At 38.6% G+C, this 22,388-nt stretch carries 19 protein-coding genes and 1 pseudogene; 2 read left to right on the forward strand and 18 right to left on the reverse strand.

Annotated features, from left to right (window positions below; genetic code table 11):
• Positions 1-208: 208 nt before the first annotated feature.
• From pepF to FYJ79_RS03605, 4 genes are all read right to left on the reverse strand, one after another.
• Entirely contained in the window at positions 209-2,017 is a 1,809-nt protein-coding gene (gene pepF, locus FYJ79_RS03590) for an oligoendopeptidase F (RefSeq protein WP_154514597.1), read from the reverse strand.
• A 62-nt stretch (positions 2,018-2,079) separates the two neighbouring features.
• Complete coding sequence (locus FYJ79_RS03595; RefSeq protein WP_154514598.1) at positions 2,080-4,533, reverse strand: amidohydrolase family protein; 2,454 nt, start codon at positions 4,531-4,533, stop codon at positions 2,080-2,082.
• Positions 4,534-4,803: 270 nt separating this feature from the next.
• Positions 4,804-5,724, reverse strand: coding sequence for an aldo/keto reductase (locus FYJ79_RS03600; protein ID WP_154514599.1), 921 nt, complete (start codon positions 5,722-5,724; stop codon positions 4,804-4,806).
• A 53-nt stretch (positions 5,725-5,777) separates the two neighbouring features.
• Positions 5,778-6,890, reverse strand: a complete 1,113-nt coding sequence (locus FYJ79_RS03605; protein WP_154514600.1) for a cation diffusion facilitator family transporter — start codon at positions 6,888-6,890, stop codon at positions 5,778-5,780.
• 77 nt (positions 6,891-6,967) lie between these two features.
• On the opposite strand from FYJ79_RS03605, the gene FYJ79_RS03610 reads away from it, so the two are divergent.
• Together FYJ79_RS03610 and FYJ79_RS03615 are read left to right on the forward strand one after the other, a co-directional pair.
• Positions 6,968-7,678, forward strand: a complete 711-nt coding sequence (locus FYJ79_RS03610) for a hypothetical protein (protein ID WP_154514601.1) — start codon at positions 6,968-6,970, stop codon at positions 7,676-7,678.
• Positions 7,679-7,759: 81 nt separating this feature from the next.
• Positions 7,760-9,013, forward strand: coding sequence for a methionine gamma-lyase family protein (locus FYJ79_RS03615; protein ID WP_154514602.1), 1,254 nt, complete (start codon positions 7,760-7,762; stop codon positions 9,011-9,013).
• Between the two features lie 74 nt (positions 9,014-9,087).
• On the opposite strand, the gene FYJ79_RS03620 is transcribed toward FYJ79_RS03615, so the two are convergent.
• From FYJ79_RS03620 to tnpA, 14 genes and pseudogenes are all read right to left on the reverse strand, one after another.
• Positions 9,088-9,834: an SDR family NAD(P)-dependent oxidoreductase gene (locus FYJ79_RS03620; RefSeq protein WP_154514603.1), complete on the reverse strand. Its 747-nt coding sequence runs from the start codon at positions 9,832-9,834 to the stop codon at positions 9,088-9,090.
• Positions 9,835-9,852: 18 nt separating this feature from the next.
• Complete coding sequence (efp, locus tag FYJ79_RS03625; protein ID WP_033161591.1) at positions 9,853-10,410, reverse strand: elongation factor P; 558 nt, start codon at positions 10,408-10,410, stop codon at positions 9,853-9,855.
• Between the two features lie 78 nt (positions 10,411-10,488).
• Entirely contained in the window at positions 10,489-11,409 is a 921-nt protein-coding gene (locus FYJ79_RS03630) for an EamA family transporter (RefSeq protein WP_154514604.1), read from the reverse strand.
• Between the two features lie 86 nt (positions 11,410-11,495).
• The gene (locus tag FYJ79_RS03635) at positions 11,496-13,733 is read right to left on the reverse strand and encodes a DEAD/DEAH box helicase (protein WP_154514605.1); all 2,238 of its coding nucleotides are present in this window, start codon (positions 13,731-13,733) and stop codon (positions 11,496-11,498) included.
• A 9-nt stretch (positions 13,734-13,742) separates the two neighbouring features.
• Positions 13,743-15,071: an ATP-binding protein gene (locus FYJ79_RS03640; protein ID WP_154514606.1), complete on the reverse strand. Its 1,329-nt coding sequence runs from the start codon at positions 15,069-15,071 to the stop codon at positions 13,743-13,745.
• On the reverse strand, positions 15,058-16,863 hold the full coding sequence (locus FYJ79_RS03645; protein ID WP_154514607.1) for a TerB N-terminal domain-containing protein: 1,806 nt from the start codon (positions 16,861-16,863) through the stop codon (positions 15,058-15,060). Before FYJ79_RS03645 ends, FYJ79_RS03640 begins: the two co-directional genes overlap by 14 nt.
• Positions 16,864-16,875: 12 nt before the next feature.
• The gene (locus tag FYJ79_RS03650) at positions 16,876-17,439 is read right to left on the reverse strand and encodes an HD domain-containing protein (protein ID WP_154514608.1); all 564 of its coding nucleotides are present in this window, start codon (positions 17,437-17,439) and stop codon (positions 16,876-16,878) included.
• Complete coding sequence (locus FYJ79_RS03655; protein WP_154514609.1) at positions 17,436-17,723, reverse strand: DUF1905 domain-containing protein; 288 nt, start codon at positions 17,721-17,723, stop codon at positions 17,436-17,438. The genes FYJ79_RS03650 and FYJ79_RS03655 overlap by 4 nt, the downstream gene beginning before the upstream one ends.
• Before the next feature lie 90 nt (positions 17,724-17,813).
• Positions 17,814-18,059, reverse strand: a complete 246-nt coding sequence (locus tag FYJ79_RS03660) for a thioredoxin family protein (RefSeq protein ID WP_154514610.1) — start codon at positions 18,057-18,059, stop codon at positions 17,814-17,816.
• A 3-nt stretch (positions 18,060-18,062) separates the two neighbouring features.
• Complete coding sequence (gene arsB, locus FYJ79_RS03665; RefSeq protein ID WP_154514611.1) at positions 18,063-19,109, reverse strand: ACR3 family arsenite efflux transporter; 1,047 nt, start codon at positions 19,107-19,109, stop codon at positions 18,063-18,065.
• 1 nt (position 19,110) lies between these two features.
• Positions 19,111-19,422 (reverse strand): ArsR/SmtB family transcription factor, encoded by a 312-nt coding sequence (locus FYJ79_RS12670; RefSeq protein WP_154514612.1) that lies wholly within the window; start codon positions 19,420-19,422, stop codon positions 19,111-19,113.
• Between the two features lie 9 nt (positions 19,423-19,431).
• Positions 19,432-20,427, reverse strand: coding sequence for a permease (locus FYJ79_RS03675; RefSeq protein WP_154514613.1), 996 nt, complete (start codon positions 20,425-20,427; stop codon positions 19,432-19,434).
• 529 nt (positions 20,428-20,956) lie between these two features.
• Positions 20,957-22,009, reverse strand: a complete 1,053-nt coding sequence (locus tag FYJ79_RS03680) for a transposase (RefSeq protein WP_229771303.1) — start codon at positions 22,007-22,009, stop codon at positions 20,957-20,959.
• Positions 21,990-22,184 (reverse strand): annotated as a pseudogene (gene tnpA / locus FYJ79_RS03685) (IS200/IS605 family transposase); the annotation flags it as partial. The gene FYJ79_RS03680 and the pseudogene tnpA, both read right to left, overlap by 20 nt.
• Positions 22,185-22,388: the final 204 nt, after the last annotated feature.

The following is a 22,388-nucleotide window of genomic DNA, read 5'->3' on the forward strand; positions in this document are numbered from 1 at the left end:
CTTGGAGCCATGAACATCTGCAACTCAACTGAGTATGTTGGCGATAGTAATATCAGACATACTGCGTAGGGAACTATATGTTCTGCCCTATGATGGGTGATGGCACACCCATACCTTGCACTACGACTTAACAGAAATGTAATGGTCAGCCACTATGTAGTGGCAGGTAGCAAGAATCCCCTGCCTTTAGGCATGGGGAGTGTCAATCTTATGAATTTTCTAATTTCTTTAATGTTTCTTCAACATCATCCAAGATACTCGCAAATTTCTTGAGTGCTCTTGCCACTGGTGCAGATGTTGTGAAATCAACACCAGCATGTTTTAATTCATCAAGTGGATAAGCTGAACCACCCATTGATAAGAATTCAAGATATTTCTTTACAGCCTCATCACCATCATTCAAGATAGCTTCACTTAAAGCAACAGCTGCTGAATAGCTTGTAGCATATTTATAGACATAGAAAGGACGATAGAAATGTGGAATTCTTGCCCATTCATACTTCACTTCATCATCAATAACTAAGTCTTCACCAAAGTATTCTTGAATAAGTTTCTTATAGAGATTGTTAAGACTTGAAGCTATCAATGCCTCTCCTGCTTCAGCCATTCTATGCGCATCACGTTCAAATTCCGCAAACATCGTCTGACGGTAAACAGTGCCCTTAAAGCCTTCAAGATACTGATTCAAGAGAGCAAGACGTTCTTTTGGGTCGGTTGTCTTGGCAAGCAATTGTTCAATTAAGAGATTTTCATTAACTGTTGAAGCCACTTCAGCAACGAATAATGTATAATCGGCATTTTGTGGTTCCTGGGTATGATTGCTTAGCCATGTATGCTGGGAATGCCCCATTTCATGTGCAAGCGTACTTACTGAATCCAAAGTACCTGTAAAGTTTGTCAGAATGAATGGGTTGGAATCGTAGGTTCCACTTGAGAAAGCCCCACCACGCTTACCAGCATTTGGATAGACATCAATCCAGCCATCATGATAAGCCTGCTTAACACGATTGACATAATCTTCACCAAGCGGCTTAACAGCTTCTAAAACCATCTCCTGTGCTTCTTCATAAGTATAATGCTTTGTCGAACCTGGCATTAATGGTGTATAGAGATCATAGTAATGTAATTCATCAAGATGAAGCATCTTTTTTCTTAAAGCAACATAGCGATACATCTGATTCATATATTCATGAACTGTATCTACTAAGCCATCATAGACACTTTCAGGCACATGTTCATGAGCCATGCTCATTGCTCGTGAAGATGAATAATGTCTCACTTTCGCACTGGCTACTGCTTCTTTAACATTGGCATTATAAGTAGCGGCAAAAGTATTGATATGTCCTTTATAACTCTTATAGAAGCTCTCAAAAGCATTCTTTCTAAGCATACGATCAGTATTTGTCTCTAAGAGTATATAATTACTTTCTGTTAGCTGATGCTTCTCTCCATGACTGTCTTCAACATCATCAAAAGTCATGTCAGCATCCTGTAGGTTTTCACTGATCTTGCCAGGAGCGGACAAAACTTCTGTATAGGCAGCTAACAGGGCTTCTTCTTTTGATGAAAGGACATGTGGCTTTGCATCAAGTAATTTCTGCATTATAAACTTATAAGGCTTCAGCAATTCATCCTGCATAATATCTTCCATTGTCTTTTCATCAAGGGAAAGGATTTCTGGTTCAGCAAAGCTTATTGCAGTAGCATATTTTGTATAGATTTCAATAGCTTTAGCTTCCATTGCCTGACCATCATTATTACGTGTATCTTCACAATTTCTTAATGATGCATAACAATAATAATCAGAGAGCTTACGAGAAAGCTTTGTATCAAAATCAAAGAATGCACGAAGATTCTTTGCATTATGAAGTGTTCCTTGATAAAGACTAAGCTGGTTGATCATATCTTCAAGCTGATCTTTTTCTTTAGCCCAAGTCTCATCATCTTTATATAGTGTTGATAAATCCCACATATATTCAGGATCCATATCTTTACGTTCTTTTAATGTCTCTGCCATTTTTTATCACTCCTCTTTTCTATGAGTATAGCACTTTTTACCACTTCGCTCTAGAAACATGATTAATCAATAATTGTTCTCTTCAGCATTTCACAAATACCAGAAACGCCATCTCCTGGCTTCCAGAAAGTGACATAGCCTTCAAGAGAACTTGCTTTTTCAACCAATGATGGCACACTTTCATCAACAACAATCCAACATTTATACTGACTATTTTTTGCATCCTGAATCATATTACTAGCTGCACTATGCCCATCTAAAGCAAGAAGCAAGGATGGTCGGCGCTTAAAGATTTCAAAAGCAAAGCTCTTATAAACACCTAGTGGGGATGATTCAATGGATATGCGTACACCAACATCTTCCTTTTTGATACGTTCTGCTTCCTTACTTGTCAGCATCTTAGGGACAAAGCTATAGACTTCAAATCCTTTGGCATGATCCAAAAGATATTTCTCATAACCGGACATGCTTGAACCAATCACAAAGAAGACCTCTTCTTTATTCACACTTTCAATGAGTTCATCAAGAAGATGACATTCATCTTCTTTTAGTTCTGTTTGATGATTGACATTATTAAATGATCCACCAACAATCACAATAGGAATCTTATGAAGTGGCAATGGATGAATCTTTGTGACAAGAAAGAGAGAAGCTTCAATATTACGGCTTGTAGGCATCAATGTAATCATATGATGTTTCTCTTTTTCAAGACGTTCATTGTAATAGTTGACCACGCTTTGTGTGCCAAGTGCTTCCTTAAAGTCTTTCATCTTCTCATGAAATTCTTGCATAGCTGTATGACAAATCGTCTGCTCAACATCATGCATTTTCTTCATTTCATCAAAGCTTAAGTCAAGCATCCGTTCAAGAGACAACTGCTCATCAATGGAATTCGTCCCATAAAGCGCACCACCATCTGTTCCCTGAACGCAGCGAATATCATTTCTTAAATAGTCTTTTAAGGGATGATGCGTTAATTCTGTCAGGTTGTTAAGTCTTACATTGGATGTAATTTGGAATTCAAGAGCTATTCGATAATCTTTAAGCTTTTCTAAAAGTAGCTTGCCTTTTTTACTATCGAGAGCAGGCGTATAGAGACCATGACCTAAGCGTACATGGGGAAAGAACTGACCGGGTGCGAGCGCCTTTTCTACTTCAAGCACGCTATTGAGGACATTATCTGGCAGGGAGTCATTCTCTCCGGCATGGAATCTGATGACAAAGCTAGGAATATCTTTCGCTATAGCGACAATCGCCTGTATAACTGAAGAGAGCTCACGAATATCATTCATTTCTTCACCCACGAAATCACTTCCAGCAACATAGGGATCATTAGCTACAGCTTTTAATACTTGCAGATTTTCATTAAAGACATTCTGACTTACCCGATCTTTGACAATCGTCAAAGGAATACGTCTAAAAGCACATAGAAAACGTAATGTTACGCCTGTTTCCTTTGTGATTGCCGGCATGACTTCATGGATTTGTGCAAGGGTATGGGCTGCTTCACTTGCCTTGACAAGCGCTGTATCCGATATTTCTGCATAAGTCACTCCAACCTTCTGATAACTTCTTGCAACAAAAAGTAATTGATCTTGATAAAGAGTATTATAACGATAGACAGGATTTCGACGATCTAAGTCCATTTGTTTTAATGCATTAACAATATCTTCATCGTCAATATCTTCAATATGTTCTAAGGCAATAGGATCAAGTACACTTGTCCCTTTGGTAAAGACATAACGATAAATATAGACTTTCTCAAGATTTGTGAAAACAGCCTGACCATCTTTCATAACAGCGAGTGAAGTTCTGATCTTGGCTATATTCTCTGAAGCATGTTCAAGATTTTCCAGAATGAGACTTGCGAAATTGAGATAGGTATGATCATCAATCTTACGATCTAAGTATTTTCCCTTTAATTGACTATAAGCAAATGATCGAGCAATAGTCTGTCTTCGATTTTCTAATAGTGCTCTTTGTGTAGGGGTGATATTGAGTTGTAGTTTCTTAATATAATAATAAGGATAACGTAACTGATGATGAATAGCTAAGGCAATAAGAATATCGGGCGAAAGATTCGCAGAACGATGGGTATGAAGATCACTATGGAACTTCACTTCTTTACGAATATAAGTCTTTACAAGTGTCTTCTCAATATCAAGCTTATAGTCCTTAGTCTGACTCATCAGAGTTTTCGCAATGGCTGGCACATAGGCCTTACGCTCTATGCGTCCATCAGGATAAATATTTGCCACCTTTGTATTATGGAAACGTAAAATATAGACCATTTCATTATCACCATCATAAAAACAAGGCACATCACCTTTAATAATTTTATATCCATAGTCATCATAACGAATTTCTAGCTCACAGACCTTTGCGAGATTCGTTATTAAATTACCTGTTTGATGATGTGGCGAAGTAATGACATAGGATAAATCATCCCCCTGCATATCAAGTGTAACAATGATATCCTTTTCTTTATCAAGATAAAACTTTCCAAAATAGGCCATATTTCTTTCTCCTCGTATTTCCCCCTACTTTAACACCTTTCCTATCACAATGAAAGAAAAAGCATAAAAGAAAAAGATTCATCTTAATAGACATTTCTGAGCACTCATTGTGTTCTCCTCATCAATCAGGATGTGATTGATTAAAAAGAAGGAAACTATGAAAGACTAAAATATCTACTGCCTCAAAAGAAAAAGTGACGACCTCATATACTTTGATTTTGAGATCGTCACTTTCATCATTTACAAGATACACTTTTCACTACAACACAATCATGGCAATGTCTTGCCACTTGCAAGATAGAGATCATACCATTCCTGTCTTGTCAGCTGAATGTTGGTTGCTTCACACATTTCTCTTAAATGAATGGGTGACGTTGTACCAGAGATTACTTGCATAGAAGCCGGATGTCTTAAGATCCAAGCTACGGCTATAGCAGCTTTTGTCACATGATATTTGTCACTCAGTTTTGCGAGTTCTTCATTTAATCGTGGGTAGTCAGGATGATCAATAAACGTACCTTCACTCCAGCTTGCCTGTAAAGGGCTCCAGGCTTGAATCATAATTTCATTAAAACGGCAAAAATCAAGTACGCCACCATCTTTATCGATTGCGAGGTCTTCAGTCATATTCATATGTAAGCCACTATCGACCATCCCTGAATGAACAATAGAGAATTGGAGTTGATTAGCGACAATGGACTGGTTGGCATACATCTGTAAAAGTCTCATCTGGCCAGGCGTGTGATTGGAAACACCAAACTGACATACTTTGCCCTGTTTATTTAAGGTGTTGAATGCATCAGCTACTTCCTCATAATCACAAAGGGCATCAGGACGATGTAATAAAAGAAGATCAAGATGATCCGTATGCAGTCTTTCTAGCGTTCCATTAACTGCATTGATAATATAATCCTTTGAGAAATCATAACGTTTTCCAGGCACAATGCCACACTTACTCTGAATAATCATTTTTTCTCTTAGTTCAGGGCGTTTAGCAAGCACTTCGCCAAAGATTTCTTCACTCTTTCCACCACCATAGATATCCGCATGATCAAAGAAATTAATGCCACAATCAAGAGCTGTATCAATCAGTTCTTCGACTTCTTGTACACTCTTATTCGCAATGCGCATACAACCCATACCGATGGCAGAAACATGATATTGCGTATTAGATAATTGATAATATTTCATAACAAATCCTCCTACTACTATTATGCATCACAAGAAGAAGGAAGAAAAGATGATTAAGCTAAATTAGGATCGATTGTGATATAGACAAGTAATTGAGGATGTAAAGCAAGAATTTTATTCTTGATGGTCTTTTTTGTTTCTTGGGGGTTGTTGTGATCAAAGTCAACGACGGCATCAAAGCGAACAGCATGCTTTTCTTTATCATAATAGAATCCATGCATTTCATGAACATGGGGCTCATTGTCAATAATCGCTTGAACATCATTTCTTAAACGAATAACCTCTTTATCGCTTGTATTAATAGAATAGATGGAGACACCAGTAAGAAAAACATGAGTCTTTTGTTTCACTTCGCTGACAATCCAGCGGGTTAATACATCGATGTCTTCAGCCTTCATCGTATCGAGTACCGCAATATGAACAGATCCCGTATGGGCTACTGGTCCATAGTTATTAATCACCACATCATATGTTCCTTTAACAGCCTCATGACTATTGATAATATCTTTAATTTCACTAATCAATGTTTTATCAAGATGTTCGCCTAGAAGACGTGAAACCGAATCCCTTAACATCATCACACCACTATATATAATAATGATTGATATCAACAAGCCAACAATACCCGCAAGCTGAATATGAAAAAGCATATAAACAACACCAGAAATAAGTGTCCCAAGAGAAATGAGTGAATGGGTCAGTTCTTCCCTACCCGCATGGACTAAGGCACTGGACTGATAGAGATGACCCGTATGAATATCATGTCGACCCACAAATATACGTGCTATTAAAGAAATGACAACGACAAGTAGCGTATAGAAATGCATTTCTGGTTCAGAAGGATGCAGGATTTTATCAAATGATTCAATAAATGCTGTAATGCCTGCATAGGTGACTAAGCCAGCAACAATTAATCCACTCATATATTCTATGCGTCCATAGCCAAAGGGATGTTTATGGTCAGCCTGTTTACCAGCATACTTTGTTCCTAAAACAGTAATTACCGAACCAGCTGCTTCAGTGATATGTGACAATCCATCCAACATAACCGCAAAAGAGCCTACAAACAACCCTTCTAATGCTTCTAGTAAAGCTAACAGCACATTGACAATCGCTGCATGTGTTCCTGCTTTGACAACTTCATCTCTTCTTTTATTCTCATTCATAATAACTCCTCACTGCATGCTTTTTTATTGTCGATTCTATCACTTTCTATTACAATACTTGAGAAAGTGAGGTATTTATGAATCTAAAAGCTATGCGCAGAACAACCATCATTCTGCTTATTCTCTCAATTATTATTTATCTCATCCAGATTCTCATCTTTAATGATCCACGGACGACCTTCTTCTATATTCTGCAAGATTTAGCCTTTATGCCTATTACGATTGCCTTTGCGACACTCATGGTTGGTGAAGTGCTCAATTGGCGTGAAAAGAATGAACGCAAGGAAAAGACACGTATGTTGACAAGTACATTCTTTACAGAAATAGGTGCTATCCTTGCCCATTATACACTTTCTATGACCCAAGAGGATGATTTTTTGCATCTTGTGGCAAGAAATGGCGGCCATATTGACAACATGACAGAAGATGAAATCATCCAAAAACTTGAACATCATAAAATCAAAGTTAAGCTCAATAAAGAAGGCTATGAAAAAGCACGTAATCTCATCCTTTCTAACCAGACAAACCTTCTTGTCATCAGTTCCAACCCCTTAATACTTGACCACGAATATTTTACGGAAATGCTTTGGGGTGTTTTTCATTTAATTGATGAATTCCGTTTGCGAGGAGAATGGGAGGCGCTCTCTCCAACTGATATTGCTCATCTTAATGCGGACTTTGCCAAGGTCTTACGCTTAATGCTGATTAATTGGATTGGTAATAGTGAATATCTCGCTAAAAACTATCCTGCTTTCTATAATGTTGCCTTCAATAAACTTGATTATTAAGACAATTATCGATAATTTAGTATCCATTATTTCTGTTTGTGTGTATAATGTCCAATGTTAAGAAAGTTGTAGGTATAATGAATGATTTTAGATGATATTGATCAAGAATTGCTTAGTCTTGCGAAAGAGGCAGATGAAGCATTACAAGAAGAATATAAGAAAATCGAAGCCTTAAGTCTTAAAGCTTCAAACAAAGTCCTTTCGGCTTTTATTAAAAATGGTGTTTCCTATTCTGATTTTGCGGATGTGAATGGTTATGGGGACTTTGATCCTGGCCGTGATAAAATTGAAAATATCTTTGCGAGAGTACTCGGTGCACAGGATGCATTAGTCAGACCACAAATCATGAGTGGGACAAATGCTATTTATTTAACCCTTTCTGCTTTATTAAAATATGGTGATACAATGATTTCTTTAACCGGTGATCCTTATGATTCCCTGCAGGAAATGATTGGTTTATTTGGTTCATCATCACAATCCCTTAAAGCCCATGGGGTTAAATATGAACAGATTGACTTAATCAATAATGAATTTGATGAAACAAAAATTGTTGAACGTTTGAAAAGAAACGATGTGAAGCTTGTCGAAATTCAACGTTCCAAAGGCTATTCCCATCGTAAGTCATTAACAATAAGTCGTATTGCATCTATTATTAGTAAAATTCGTGAAGTGAATAAAGATGTAATTATTATGGTTGATAACTGTTATGGTGAACTTGTCGAAGAGAAGGAACCATGTGATGTGGGGGCCAATATATGTGTTGGTAGCTTGATGAAGAATTTGGGTGGAGGTATTGCCCAGACTGGTGGCTATGTCGCTGGTGATGAAGATCTCATCAAGATGGTGGCTGAACGCTTAACTGCCCCTGGTATTGGTAAATCCCAAGGTGCCAACTTCAATAAAAACAACGAATTCTTTAAAGGGATTTTCATGGCCCCAAATGCCGTTAAGAATGCTTTAAAGACACAGGTTTTCGCTAGCTATATGCTAGAAAAGCTAGGCTTCAAAAATGTCAGCCCACGCTATAATGAAGAACGTACAGATATCATCCAGACGGTCGAACTAGGTACACTTGAAAACCTTACACATTTTGCCCAGGGCATTCAGTCTGCTTCACCCATTGATTCCTTTGTCAGAGTCATGGCTGCACCAATGCCTGGATATCCATTTGATGAAATCATGGCCGCAGGCAGCTTTACTCAAGGTTCAACAATTGAACTTTCAGCTGATGCACCTGCCATTGCCCCCTATACGCTCTATATGCAAGGTGGTCTTTCCTTTGAATATGGCCGTCTTTCCATCCTATTAGCCCTATCAAAAGTAAAACAAGCTTAGAAGAGTATCTTCTAGGCTTGTTTTCATCTAACATCTTTTATCATGATATGATCAAAAAAGCTAGGATCACCTAGCTAATAAGAACCCATCTGTCCGCCATCAATACGAATGACAGTATTGTTGATATAATTGGCTTCATCACTGATTAAGAACTTCACTAAATGGGCAACTTCCTCAGGCTCACCATAACGCTTGACAAGAATCTTGTCGCATTCTTCTTTCAAGAAATCTTCATCATAGCCTTCAAGTTCATGCTTTGTCCCGATAAATCCTGGGGCAATGGCATTGACATTGACATAGGGTGCATACTGTAAAGCAAGATTATGGGTCAATGAGATCAGTGCTGCTTTACTGGCATCATAATCAAAGCACATCGGATAATAGGTATTCATGCCATTTGTAGAAGCAATATTGATGATGCGTCCCCACTTGTTATCGACAAAATGACGATAGAGTGCTGAGGCACAATTATAGGCCCCGACCACATTGACATCAAGCACCTTTCTAAATTCTTCGGCTGTCTTTAATTCAAAGAGATTGGGTAAATCAATAGCAGCATTATTAATAAGAATATCAACACCACCCATGTCTTCCTCAATCGCTGTCATCATATCTTTGACTTGATCTTCACTAGAAACATCAACCTGATAAATATGGGCATGAATGGGATAGGCTGAAGTGATGTCTTCAAGAAGGCTTTGGGCTTGTTGGTGGGAAGTATGATAGGCAATAGCGATATCATAGCCCACTTGAGCTAGCTCTCTGACAATGGCTTCACCAATCCCGGTCGCACCACCAGTCACTAATACAACTTTTGCCATAAGAGAAAAAAGAGCTTATTAAGCTCTTCCTGCATATTTACCATCTGCTGTATAAACAACAACATGTTCTCCTTCAGCAATAAACTGAGGAACTAAGATCTTAAGTCCTGTATTTGTGACAGCGTCCTTTGTCTGGTTAGATGGTGCACCTTTGATTGCTGGTGCTGTTTCGGCAATCACAAGCTCAACCTTTTCAGGAATCTGTACATTTAATAAATCATTTTCAAAGAATAAAAGGTTTACTTCCATGCCATCAACGATGAAATACTTCTGGAAACCAATTAAATCTTCATTTAATTCATACATATCATATGTTTCAGTATCCATGAAATAATAAATCTTATCTGCTTCATATGAGAATGTTGCTTGTTTCTTTACAATATTTGCTGGTTCAAACTTAGTTGAAGCATTGAAGTTTCTTTCCTGTGTTGCTCCAGTCTTTAAGTTTTTCATTTTTGTTTTAAGAATTGCTGCACCCTTACCTGGTTTAACGTGCATAAATTCAAGAACCTGCCAAGGATCTCCATCAATTGTCAATGTAAGACCTGTTCTAAAATCACCTGCTAAAATAGCCATATTTTTCACTCCTAAATCTAAATTATTTTAATTCATTTGTATTGTACACTTTTTCTTGATAAGTCTCAATTAGAAATATCACGCTTCAGTAATTGCAAGGGTTATAATCCCTGCAACAATCATGAAAATAAAGAAATATTGTCGTTTTGTCAAGCGCTCTTTTAAAACAACTCTAGAAAGCAGTAAAGACACAACAACAACCGAATCCATAATGGGTGCAGCAATAGCACCATTGCCACTCATCGCAAAGACATAAGTAAACTGTCCGGCTGTTTCGCATACAGCAGCAAGGATCTTATCACCCTGCTTAGGTAAGTTATACTTCACGCCCTTACACCACATAAAGATCATCAAAATCACAGCGACAATTAAGAAAGTCAATTCATAAGATGTATTGGCAACAAGCTCAATCGTATTTTCATTGACATGCGTTAAGGTTGTTGTCGACATCTCTAAGACAATATCATCCATAAATGTCCCCGTCGCATCCAAGATGGCATAACAGAATGGCATCGCAAAGGCAATAATAGCCATCTTCTTGCCTATTTTCTTCTTACGGTCAGTTGCGCCATGGTTATCCAAGAAGCCAACACCAATCACCCCAATCATTTCGGCAATGACAGCCAGGACAGAAATCCAAGATACTTTCTCAGCGAGAAGAAGAATACAAAGAAGAAAGACAATCCCACCCGAAGTGTTTTCAATCGGGTCAGATATAGATTCTTCGATAAAGCGCATACCAAAATATGATAATGTCATGGAAAGAATATAACAAAATGATACAGGAAAATAGTATATAAGATTCATCGGATCATAATGAATATTCTTTGTCAGTAATGTAAAAATAGCGTGGGCCCCCATCACAACGCCAACTGTTACTGATATCTTTAAGTGGGCATACTTTTCATCAGGTCGTGCCCCTTTCTTGTAGAACAGTTCGGCTAAGCCCCACATAAATGTTGTGGTTAAGGCAAAAAATAGCCACATATATAAATTCATTCCTCCTTATTTCGACAAAGCAATCAAATGCATCATACCAAAATGTCAAGAGAATGAAAATAAAAAAGCATGGAGACCTGTTATTCTTATAGGAATTGATGATGGGCCCAATGATGAATGCGTTTTTTCATTCCTTCAATATCAAGAACACCGTAGGCAAAAGATTTGCGGACAAGTTCATCAGGAAGATACTGATCATATTTTTCAAAGACGGGCATTTCTTTTTCATACAGTAAATCAAGAGGATCAAAGTCCTTCTGGGCTTCTTCTTCAAGAATGTTAAAGAATGTTTCTTCATCTGCATCCATCGTAAACATGATGTAGTAAGGGCGCAGGCTATTGAGGCCCTTCAGACGCAATCTGTTGCGGCACTTTATTTTCAAGAAACGCTCCATCGCAAGAAAACCATAGCTGCCAAGCCAAGGGAAAAGCACCCACATCTTACCACCTATATTAACAAGAGGATGATGGATGATGTCGGCATTCTTAAAAGTATGCCGTGCTTCTTTTAAACGATAGATGGCTTGATTCATAAGATAGGGATAACTTTTGTCACTACTTAAAACATCATACATTTTCTCTAAAATACGCGTATGAATATCACCAGGAACATCACCAAAATAAGCCGGAATATTGCCCTTGACAAGATTGCAATAAACCTCACGGCGATGATGATCCACTTCTTCTACAACCCATACTCTTCCCGCAATCGCAATCTTATCACCAATTGGTGGTGGCTTGACAATCGTCCCTAAGACTTCGCTTCCAGCATGAACTGTATATTCAAGATTTTCCGCAAAGACGGCAAAGAATTTATGATTGTTGACAACTCGTTCACCAGCAATGCCGACTATCAGTCCACCATTCTCTGTTTGATTAATATGATCGATAGAAAGCAAATGTCTTAAAAGAATCCGATAGTCATCCTGGGAAACATTATGGAAGATGGATAGTGTCAGCACTCTTGAAGCAAGTTCTGCTGCACTCATCTCTCCAAGAGAAGCGAGAATGCTCATTGTTTGATGATAAAGCAAGGAATAAGGGATTTTGTTTTTGATTGGCGGTTCAACAAAGCGCTCTTCAATATAGAGCTGGATGAGGGCAATGCCCTGAATAAGGTACCAAGGGATGCTTTCGGGTAAAAGAGCTCTTGCTTCAGGATGATCTTCACGCATCACAAACCACATTTCACTTGGTGCCCCTCTTCTGCCTGTTCTGCCCATTCTTTGCAGGAAGCTCGAGACTGTAAAGGGGGCATCTATCTGAAAAGCACGTTCAAGCTTACCAATATCAATACCTAATTCAAGTGTTGCGGTTGCACAGATGGACATAGAAGAATGTTCATCCTTCATGTCTTCTTCAGCACTTTCCCGATAGCTTGAAGAGAGATTGCCATGATGAATGAGAAAACGGTCAGGTTCATGATTAGCTTCACAATATTGTCTTAAATGTTGGCAGACACTTTCACATTCCTCACGACTATTCGTAAAAATTAAACACTTTTTCCCTCTGGTATGTTCAAAGATATAGCCCATTCCTGGATCAGATGCAAAGGGGGCTTTGTCAGTTGGTGCATCAAGAGCATGAACTTCCTCCACCATTTCTTCCTCTCCTGCCTGGGGAGCCTGATTAAAGAAGTGCTCCATCGATAGACGCCATACTTCCTTGCCACTATCAAATTTTGGAATAATACTGCCTCGATGACTCCCTACATTTAAAAAATCAGCTGCCATTTTCATATCACCAATCGTGGCCGATAAGCCAATACGACGGGGATCACAACCTGCTTCCTGACAAAGACGTTCGATTAAGCAGAATGTCTGACCTCCTCGATCCTGTCTTAAAAACGCATGTAATTCATCAATGACAATAAAACGCAAATCATGGAAAAGTGAAGGTATTTCCATATGTTTTCTTAGCATCAAAGCTTCTAGTGATTCAGGGGTAATCTGTAAGATACCTTGAGGTTTCTTCAGCAGTTTTCTTTTTGCCGTGGCGGGGGCATCGCCATGCCATCTGGTAACTGTAATATCGCTCTCTTCACATATTTCCTCTAATCGTTCATACTGATCATTGATTAATGCTTTGAGGGGAGCAATATAGAGAACACCTACGGAAGAGGGAGGATCTTCTTCAAGAAGAGTGAGAATAGGAAAGAAAGCTGCTTCTGTTTTACCCGATGCTGTCGAAGCGCAAATCAGGACATTCTTATCTGTATGAAAGATAGCATCTCCTGCTCCATTCTGGACAGAACGTAAAGAGTGCCAATTATGGCGATAAATATAATTCTGAATGAAGGGAGCATAACGATCAAAGATATTCATAATGAACTCCTAAATTGTAAACTCGGCAAAGCCATCATTGGTTTTATTAGAAAGGACATCACTTTCATGATAATTGAATTCTTCACTATTTAAGAGATCTTTCACTTTCATATCTGGATGTTGATAGAGAATATCAAGAAGTTCAATAAAATCTCTAATGACTTCACGAGGAGTAATATTGCTGCTTGCACCAATACGCTGATATTCAATTTGAATAAAGAGAGCAATATCATCCGTTGTCACTTTCTTGTCATAACGATACATTGTCGCATGAATATCGGCAAGCTTTTCACATAATACAAGCATTTCTTCAGGATTCAAAGGCTCAAGATGAATAACGGGGGCAAGTAAGTCACGGACGCCTTCCTTGGCAAACTTCCCTTCAGCAAGTCGAGAACGCAATGCCTCATAGCTATAGACACCACGACGTTTGTCTTCTAATGCCTGTGGCGTTGCACCCATAATAATGCCAAGATGCTTTGCTTTCCCTTGAAGTGTATCATTATACATCATCAAGATCTTTTCATAATTGTATTGACGGGTAATGGCATTAGGAATCTTATAGATATTGACAAGTTCATCAATCATAATCATCATCCCAGCATAACCAGCCAGCGTGAAAAAAGACGCAAAAAGCTTAATATATTCATACCAATCATCATCCGTAATAATGATATTGACACCCAGTTCATTTTTAGCTTCTCTTTTAAGGCTATATTCACCCCTGAACCACTTCAAAACAAGTGCCTTGGTTTCATCATCACCTTGTAAATATGCATGATAGTAACGTGAAAGCAAGGATGCAAACTCGAAACCATGAACAAGTTCGCTCATTTGGCTTGTGACTTCATAAATTTTCTGATCGACTAGACGACTTAACGCTATGTCACCAACCTTTAAACCTGACTGTGTCACAGCTTCACTTTGAATCTGAGAAATCCAGCGATCAAGCACCAAAGCCAAAGCTCCACCTTCAGGCTTTGTTTTCGTGGAAAGATTAGCAATCAGCTCACGATAAGTCGCTAATCCCTGTCCTCTTGTCCCTTGCAAACGTCTTTCTGGAGACAAATCTGCATCAGCAACAATAAAGCCCTGATCCATCACATAATTACGAATACTTTGTATCAGAAAACTCTTTCCTGAGCCATAGCGTCCCACGATAAAACGGAAACTTGCGCCACCATCCTTAATCATTTCAACATCATGTAATAACGCTTCTATTTCATTCTTTCTCCCCACCGTAATATAGGGCAGGCCAATTCTAGGAACCACCCCACCCTTTAGGGAATTCATGACAATCGAAGCGATACGTTTAGGTATTTTTCTATTTACGTCCATAAAGTAATTCTTCAACATCCTCTCTATAATCTTCTATCAATACAAGACGATTATCTTCTATTTCAACAATATTATCACCTATTTCATCATAATAAGCTTCATTCATCTCATCAGCAACTACTTCAATAAAGAGATGATGTTCTTTTAAGAATGAAGTTACATCTTCATTCTTGAGAAGCTTTTTGATTATAACTTCAGTCATCTGATCCTGATCATCTATTTCTTTTTCAACAACTGGTTTGACCTCCACTTCCTTCTCTTCTTCTGTCAATAAGCTTTCTCTTGTCAAAGCTGCTTCATAACGTATCTTTTGCAGGCTGGCAAGATTGAAATCCATTTGTTTATGTTTTTCTTCATAGTCTTTGATTGCCATTTCTTCATAAGATTCCATAAAATCAAAAGCATCATCGACTTTAAGCTTTCTACCTACTTCAAAATAGGCACGAAGAAAACGGTCTATTTCTCTGATCAAGCCTTTGATGAATTTAGAATCGCATTTTTCAATTTGAAAAGCTTTGATATTCCAGTTGTTATATTTATCTAAATGATAAATGCGAATAGGATCAATATCATAAGTGAGAATGTCCTTTTCTTTATTTCTTTCATATAGGGCATTGGAAACTGGATAAAAGCTTGTCGTGCGCTGTCCTTTGAAGATAAAACTGAAGAGTGTTTTCTTCTTTATGCGATAATCTTTAAAAGCATTCTTGATGATCATTCCAGCTATTTCCTTTGTCTTTTCAGGTTCTTTTTTATAGACTGGCGATTTATAAAAAGAACGATCAGAAAAAGCCATGATACTTTCAAAGATTTCTGAAGGTGTGTGTTCTTTGACTTTCTTTAAAGTCATCAAATTTTGATCAAGCTTTAACATGCCGTCAGGAAAATAGGCTTTTACGCGTTCAATAGGAAAATGCATATCTAAGGCAAGTTCAAAAATCCACTCTTCAACCCTATCTTCCATCCGTTGATCATGAGCTATTGGTCTTACAAAACGCTCTACGAACTCCTCGAGCTTGTCAAAACGCTCTTGTACATCTTTACAGCCTATTCCATTTAATAGCTCATAGACATAAAGATAACTAAGGGAAGTGGCTATGGGAAGATATTCTCCCTCCCTGACTTTCTTACGCCATGAAAAATAACCTCTTAATATTTCTGGTGGCATATCATAATAACAAGGAAAATAACTCTTATAGTCTTCGCTCCAGGGATAATCATCTTCATAGTCAACCATAAACTTTCCCTGTCTTATAAAATTAGGCACCCATTCATAATAAGCATTACTTTTCGCTAAGGCATACATTTCTCTTAACTTCTCAGGAATCTCTTTAGTAGTGGTTTTGGGATTTTGAGGATGAGCAGCATGAATATGTTTTCGTCTTCTGATTTCTTTTTTAGGGATAGCTGTTTCATGATAGCTAGAATCATCATGATCATCTTCAAGGATAATTAGATGATCATCATAAATAAGGAAGACTTGGTCAATTAATTGAAAAAGCAATCGTGTATCATGAATTTTATTCATATCAAGAGTGAGAAACTTACCAATGCTTTCCATCTTGACATCTTTTATAGCCTGCTGCAGAGATAGATCCAATCCCAATTCATCTAACAGAAGATTACAATAAGCCTTCTGACTACTTGTTTCCTGATCAAAGAAAGTGATGAAATAAATCATGCATTTCTTCGTTTTCTTATCATTAACTAAATAAAGATTCTGTTGTATTTCAAGATTACAAGAGCTTGCATATTTATTTTTAATATAATCTAGTGCCTCATTAATCAACATGTTGACCCTTCCTTATTGTTCTTGTTGGATTTTGGTTTCGGTCTCCTTTAAAATCTCATCACGCAATTTACTTAGCCAGGAAGAAAATTCCACAACATCAAAGGCATAATGTCGTTGCAAATCATATTCATGATCTTCCCATGAATCAATGGGCGCTTCATTATGTTGGATGACGGCTTCAAGCTTATCGAGGGCTTTGAAGATTTTGGCTTCTTTGCTTTGACATGCTTCCATTTCTTGATAAAGCGCATGCATATTTTGCGATAATTGATCAGGAAGTGTATTAAGAAATACATCAAGTAGCTTAGCTTCCTGTTGACGATCTTCATCGGTCTTTAAGAAGACAGGAATATCACCAGTAAAACATTCACCAAGATCATGAATCACACACATACGCATGACCTTATTTATATCAACATCGCTAAACGTCTCTTCGAGAAGTAAAGCCATCATGGCTATCCGCCAGCTATGTTCAGCTACACTCTCTATGCGGTTATTTTTTGTGACACAATGTCTTGGTGTGTCTTTGAGCTCATTAATAATATGAACGATTTCTAAATAATCTTTAGGTGTCATGCACGTTGTTGGATGACAACATGAATACTGTCACCTTCACCTTTCTTTAGCTTTGTACGAATGCTTTTTAACACACCAATAATATAACAGATGGTGCCATCATCATGCTTTAAGCCCATGTTGACAATACTGCCATCATAGGCGATACCATCAAAGGTTGCATGAACTTTCACTCTTCCTTTTTGAAATTCTTCTCTAATATCCCAAGGAAATTCTACATAGGCACCACCCTTTTCTGGGATTTCATGAATGATGCCATCATATTCATAGACTTTATTGTTCATATCTCTTTACCTCTTGCCCCATTCTAGCACAAACAAGATAGAATTTCAGCGAAAAGAAAAAGGCGCAAAAGCACCTTTTTGTAAGGAATACTATAATCCCTGATGGGCAATCATGAGCGATTCAATATCACTTGTCTTAAGCACACGCCCCGTTGAAACAATCTCATCATCCAACATGAGTGCTGGCGTTGTCATAATGCCTAAGCTGGCCATTTCACTAAAGTCTGTAATATATTCAACTTCTCCCTTTAAGCCCGTATTTGCGAGGGCTTCTTTTGTGGCTTTTAAGAGTGCTTCACACTTCTTACAGCCGCCTCCTAATACTCTCACGCGCATTGTCTAATCCTCCTTGACAAACCAATTTTGTGTCTTATTTGCGATATTTACTAATGTCAACATAACAGGAACTTCTGTCAAAACCCCCACTGTTGTAGCCAGGGCTGCTGGGCTTGTTGTCCCAAATAAGGCAATGGCAACCGCAACTGCTAATTCAAAGAAATTGGATGCACCAATCATTCCAGCTGGTGCAGCAATATCAAATGGCAAATGGATGGCTTTGGCAGAAAGATAAGCAATAAAGAAAATAAGGAATGTCTGTATGATCAGTGGTATCGCAATCAATAGGATATGGATGGGATTACTGATGATGACAGCGGACTGAGATGTAAAAATCAAGACTAATGTCAATAAGAGACCAGCTGTTGTTACATAGTCAAATTTATGAACAAAGACATTTTCAAGATAGTCTTTTCCCTTCTTCTTCACCATTATAACACGAGTTAGTATACCTCCGGCTAGTGGAATCACAACAAAGAGAAAAATACTGACAAATAATGTACTATAAGGCACACTGACCTTTGAAACGCCAAGTAAGAACTTCACAATAGGCACAAAGGCAAAAAGAATAATACAATCATTGGTAGCCACCTGAACAACAGTGTAGGCAGCACGGCCATGTGTTAAAGTGCTCCAGACAAAGACCATTGCGGTACAAGGTGCGGCACCAAGTAATACGGCTCCAGCAAGATACTGACGCGCTAAATTTTGGGGAATAAAACTTTTAAAAACATAGAAGAGAAAGAATGAAGCAAGCAGGTACATAGTAAAAGGCTTAATAAGCCAGTTGACAATCCATGTCAAAAAGAGACCTTTTGGATTATCTTTGATTTGACGAATGCTTTGAAAGTCAACTTTGATCATCATAGGATAAATCATAATCCAGATCAAAATCGCAATCGGGATGGATATCCCGGCAATCTGCATTTTATTCAACACTTGGACAACGGCAGGAAAGAAGTGCCCAATCATCACTCCCGCAATCATACATAATATGACCCAGACACTTAAATAACGCTGGAATATAGAAATATCTTTATTCTTCACCATCTTATTCATCCTCCTGACAACAATCCTTTTTTTGACAAGCTTGAGAACAGTTCAATGAATCAATGAATGTTCTAAAGGCCGTTAATGTTTCACAATTTAATGAATAATAAGTATTCTTCCATTGCTTTCTCGTTGTGACGAGATTGCATTCAACCAAGACTTTCATATGATGTGAGAGCGTTGGTTGGGTAATCTGGAAAGCTTCGAGTAGCTTACATGCACAAAGCTCCCCTCCTGTCAACATTTTGACAATCTTGAGACGATGGGCATCGGATAACGCCTTACATATTAATGATGCATCAATTTCATTCATAATAACCCCCTAAATAAGTAATGGCTGCAAAATATTAAAGAGATAACCAACAACAATAATACCTACCACACAAATAGCGATAAAAATACCAAGCAGCTTAGGCTTAATCGCTTTTCTTAACATGATCAATGAAGGCAGACTAAGAGTTGTAACAGCCATCATGAAACTTAGGACAGTACCAAGAAGAGCTCCCTTTGAAAGCAATGCTTCAGCAACAGGAATACTGCCAAATATATCAGCATACATGGGCACACCCACAATTGTGGCAAGAACAACACCAAATGGGTTCTTGTTGCCAAGAATCGTTTCAATCATATCTTCAGGGATCCAGTTATGAATAATCGCACCAATACCAACTCCTAACAGAATATAAGGAAAGACTTTCTTGAAAGTGGAACTCATTTGTTCATAGGCATAATCAAGACGATCTTTCTTTGTAAGTGTCACACCCCTCGTTTCGACTGCTCGGGCATTCTTGATGAAGTCCTCAACTTCATCATCAAGCTTTAATTTCTCAATAAGCGAGCCACCAATAATAGCAATCAACAATCCCATAATTACATAGACAATCGCTACACGATAGCCAAAAATGCCCATTAATAGAATCAGGCTGCCAAGATCAACCATTGGTGAAGAAATCAGGAATGAGAAAGTCACACCAAGAGGTAAACCGGCACTCGTAAAGCCAATAAAGAGTGGAATTGATGAACACGAACAAAATGGTGTCACCGTTCCCAATAATGCCCCTATCATGTTCGCAAAGATTCCATGAAAACGCCCCATAATCTTACGACTTCTTTCTGGGGGAAAATAGCTCTGAATGTAGGAAATGAGGAATATCAATAGGCAAAGTAGTATTGTGATCTTTATGACATCATAGAAAAAGAACTGTAATGAGCCACCTATTTTTGTTTTGATATTGATGCCTATTGTTTGAAGTAAGAAGGCTACAAGTCTATTGAGCCAATGCATGGCAAGAATTTCATTCTGGATAAATGTTCCCATATGTTTACTCCTCTATCACATTGATATTTATCTATATGAATAATAAATCTCGCATAGATAATTGTCAATATAATAAAAACTATAAGCTTCTGCTTATAGCTTTCTAATCGTAATTTCATTAAGAGACAAAGAAACAATACCTTCATCACATTTCATACTTACCTGTCCATCTACCTCCAGATCGATAAATGATACACGACCATAATCCTTCAATTCGACCCACTTGTCTTTAATAGTACTTCTCTAACCACAAAAACTTTCTTTAGACTTCATACAATCACCAAGGCACAAACCATCTGTGAACTACTCCGACTTATAGAAGTCGGAGCTTCCTGCTTCAGCCACTACTGCGTTGGCTGCGATGTTACGCAGCTCAATGTCTTACACAATGTCCACAGGCGTATGAGTTCGGGCTATTCCATCCCTACTGCAACATTTAGTTCTAGGCTGCCCCGGCAAGCAGCCGCAGGCCTTCATTCAGGATATTGATGGCTGCGTTCTGGTCACGGCCTATCGTGAGTCCGCAGTCTCATGTCATCTTGCGGATAGACAAATCCTTCATCTCGGGATGCAATGTACCGCAGCAATGACATATCTGTGATGATGGATACCACTTATCTACCTTAACAAGATACTTGTTCCTGTCGGACAGCTTATACTCAAGCATAGACAGGAACATGCCGTATCCGTTATCCAGGGTCGCTTTGCCGTTGCCGAACCCGCGATTCGCCATAGACTTCATGTCTAGAGATTCCACGCATACAACATCATACCGATTGGCTATCTCAGCAGATATTTTATGCAGGTTGTCCAGACGCTGATTTGATATGTGTCTATGAATTTTATTTACTTTACGGAGCTGCTTGATATAGTTATTGGATTTATCTTCATGCTTTTTATAGCCTTGCATGCGGGACAGCCTGCGCTGTGCCTTGGCAAGCCTGTCATGGCTTTCACGGTAGTACTTATGATTAGTACCAACATTACCGTTGCTGTCTACATATAAGCCGTCAGATGCATAATCCAGTCCAATGGCATTGGCTTTATCCGCTATATAAGTATTTTCCACTTTATCAAATTCAAAAAGCACAGAAATATAATACTTGCCATCTGATTCCTGAGATACAGTAGCCGACTTGATAATCCAGCTGCTGTCAGGGATACGATGGATGACAGCTTTGACCTTGCCAATCTTAGGAAGCCTGATGTACTTGTTGTCTGTAATCGCAACTGTCCCTTTCTGATTGTTTGTCGTGTAGGACCTGCGGCTGTGCTTTGCAGACTTGAACTTAGGAAATCCGTTTTTCTTCTTGCGAGATCTGTCAAATGTGTTGCGAAATGCTGCCTGCAGGTTCATCTGTACGTTCGCAAGGGCAAGACTGTCTACATCCCTGAGATAAGGATATTCATCCTTATACCGAGCAGGCGTTACATCAGGAAACTTGCCAGTTGCTTTATAGCCTTCAATCTTATCGGAAAGCATGAGATTATAGACCTTGCGGCAGCAGCCAAAGGTCTTAGAGAACATAATGTTTTGTTCAGCTGTAGGATATACTCTGTACTTAATTGCCTTGTTTGCCATCCTTCCCTCCCTGTGACTCTATATATTGCTTAATGATATCTGCTGTGGCCCCGCCTGCGGTCAGCAGGCAGAAGCTCTGTGACCAGAACATCTCTTTCCATAAGGATTTGCGTATTTCAGGAAATTCCTTCTTTATGATACGGCTGCTCGCTGATTTGTAGGCATTAATAATCCTTCCTGATACATCTGGCCGTATCGTAGCCCATGTTCTTTGTATGGGCCATGTACCTGACCGTGTCCTGAGCCATGGCTGTCGTCTCCCTTCCTGTACAGCAATATTATACCATGAGCATTGCTCACCGTCCACCTTGTGCAGGCGATATGAAAGGCAGGTGCCGGCCTTGCTCATGACTGAAGTCATGAGCATGCAGCGGGCAGG

Source organism: Sharpea porci (genome assembly GCF_009695655.1).
Lineage (GTDB): Bacteria > Bacillota_I > Bacilli_A > Erysipelotrichales > Coprobacillaceae > Sharpea > Sharpea porci.

What these genes read in the sequence shown, in the direction of transcription:
- pepF (WP_154514597.1), bottom strand. Translation starts at nt 2,017, where the DNA reads ATGGCAGAGACATTAAAAGAACGTAAAGATATGGATCCTGAATATATG.
- FYJ79_RS03595 (WP_154514598.1), bottom strand. Translation starts at nt 4,533, where the DNA reads ATGGCCTATTTTGGAAAGTTTTATCTTGATAAAGAAAAGGATATCATT.
- FYJ79_RS03600 (WP_154514599.1), bottom strand. Translation starts at nt 5,724, where the DNA reads ATGAAATATTATCAATTATCTAATACGCAATATCATGTTTCTGCCATC.
- FYJ79_RS03605 (WP_154514600.1), bottom strand. Translation starts at nt 6,890, where the DNA reads ATGAATGAGAATAAAAGAAGAGATGAAGTTGTCAAAGCAGGAACACAT.
- FYJ79_RS03610 (WP_154514601.1), top strand. Translation starts at nt 6,968, where the DNA reads ATGAATCTAAAAGCTATGCGCAGAACAACCATCATTCTGCTTATTCTC.
- FYJ79_RS03615 (WP_154514602.1), top strand. Translation starts at nt 7,760, where the DNA reads ATGATTTTAGATGATATTGATCAAGAATTGCTTAGTCTTGCGAAAGAG.
- FYJ79_RS03620 (WP_154514603.1), bottom strand. Translation starts at nt 9,834, where the DNA reads ATGGCAAAAGTTGTATTAGTGACTGGTGGTGCGACCGGGATTGGTGAA.
- efp (WP_033161591.1), bottom strand. Translation starts at nt 10,410, where the DNA reads ATGGCTATTTTAGCAGGTGATTTTAGAACAGGTCTTACATTGACAATT.
- FYJ79_RS03630 (WP_154514604.1), bottom strand. Translation starts at nt 11,409, where the DNA reads ATGAATTTATATATGTGGCTATTTTTTGCCTTAACCACAACATTTATG.
- FYJ79_RS03635 (WP_154514605.1), bottom strand. Translation starts at nt 13,733, where the DNA reads ATGAATATCTTTGATCGTTATGCTCCCTTCATTCAGAATTATATTTAT.
- FYJ79_RS03640 (WP_154514606.1), bottom strand. Translation starts at nt 15,071, where the DNA reads ATGGACGTAAATAGAAAAATACCTAAACGTATCGCTTCGATTGTCATG.
- FYJ79_RS03645 (WP_154514607.1), bottom strand. Translation starts at nt 16,863, where the DNA reads ATGTTGATTAATGAGGCACTAGATTATATTAAAAATAAATATGCAAGC.
- FYJ79_RS03650 (WP_154514608.1), bottom strand. Translation starts at nt 17,439, where the DNA reads ATGACACCTAAAGATTATTTAGAAATCGTTCATATTATTAATGAGCTC.
- FYJ79_RS03655 (WP_154514609.1), bottom strand. Translation starts at nt 17,723, where the DNA reads ATGAACAATAAAGTCTATGAATATGATGGCATCATTCATGAAATCCCA.
- FYJ79_RS03660 (WP_154514610.1), bottom strand. Translation starts at nt 18,059, where the DNA reads ATGCGCGTGAGAGTATTAGGAGGCGGCTGTAAGAAGTGTGAAGCACTC.
- arsB (WP_154514611.1), bottom strand. Translation starts at nt 19,109, where the DNA reads ATGGTGAAGAATAAAGATATTTCTATATTCCAGCGTTATTTAAGTGTC.
- FYJ79_RS12670 (WP_154514612.1), bottom strand. Translation starts at nt 19,422, where the DNA reads ATGAATGAAATTGATGCATCATTAATATGTAAGGCGTTATCCGATGCC.
- FYJ79_RS03675 (WP_154514613.1), bottom strand. Translation starts at nt 20,427, where the DNA reads ATGGGAACATTTATCCAGAATGAAATTCTTGCCATGCATTGGCTCAAT.
- FYJ79_RS03680 (WP_229771303.1), bottom strand. Translation starts at nt 22,009, where the DNA reads ATGGCAAACAAGGCAATTAAGTACAGAGTATATCCTACAGCTGAACAA.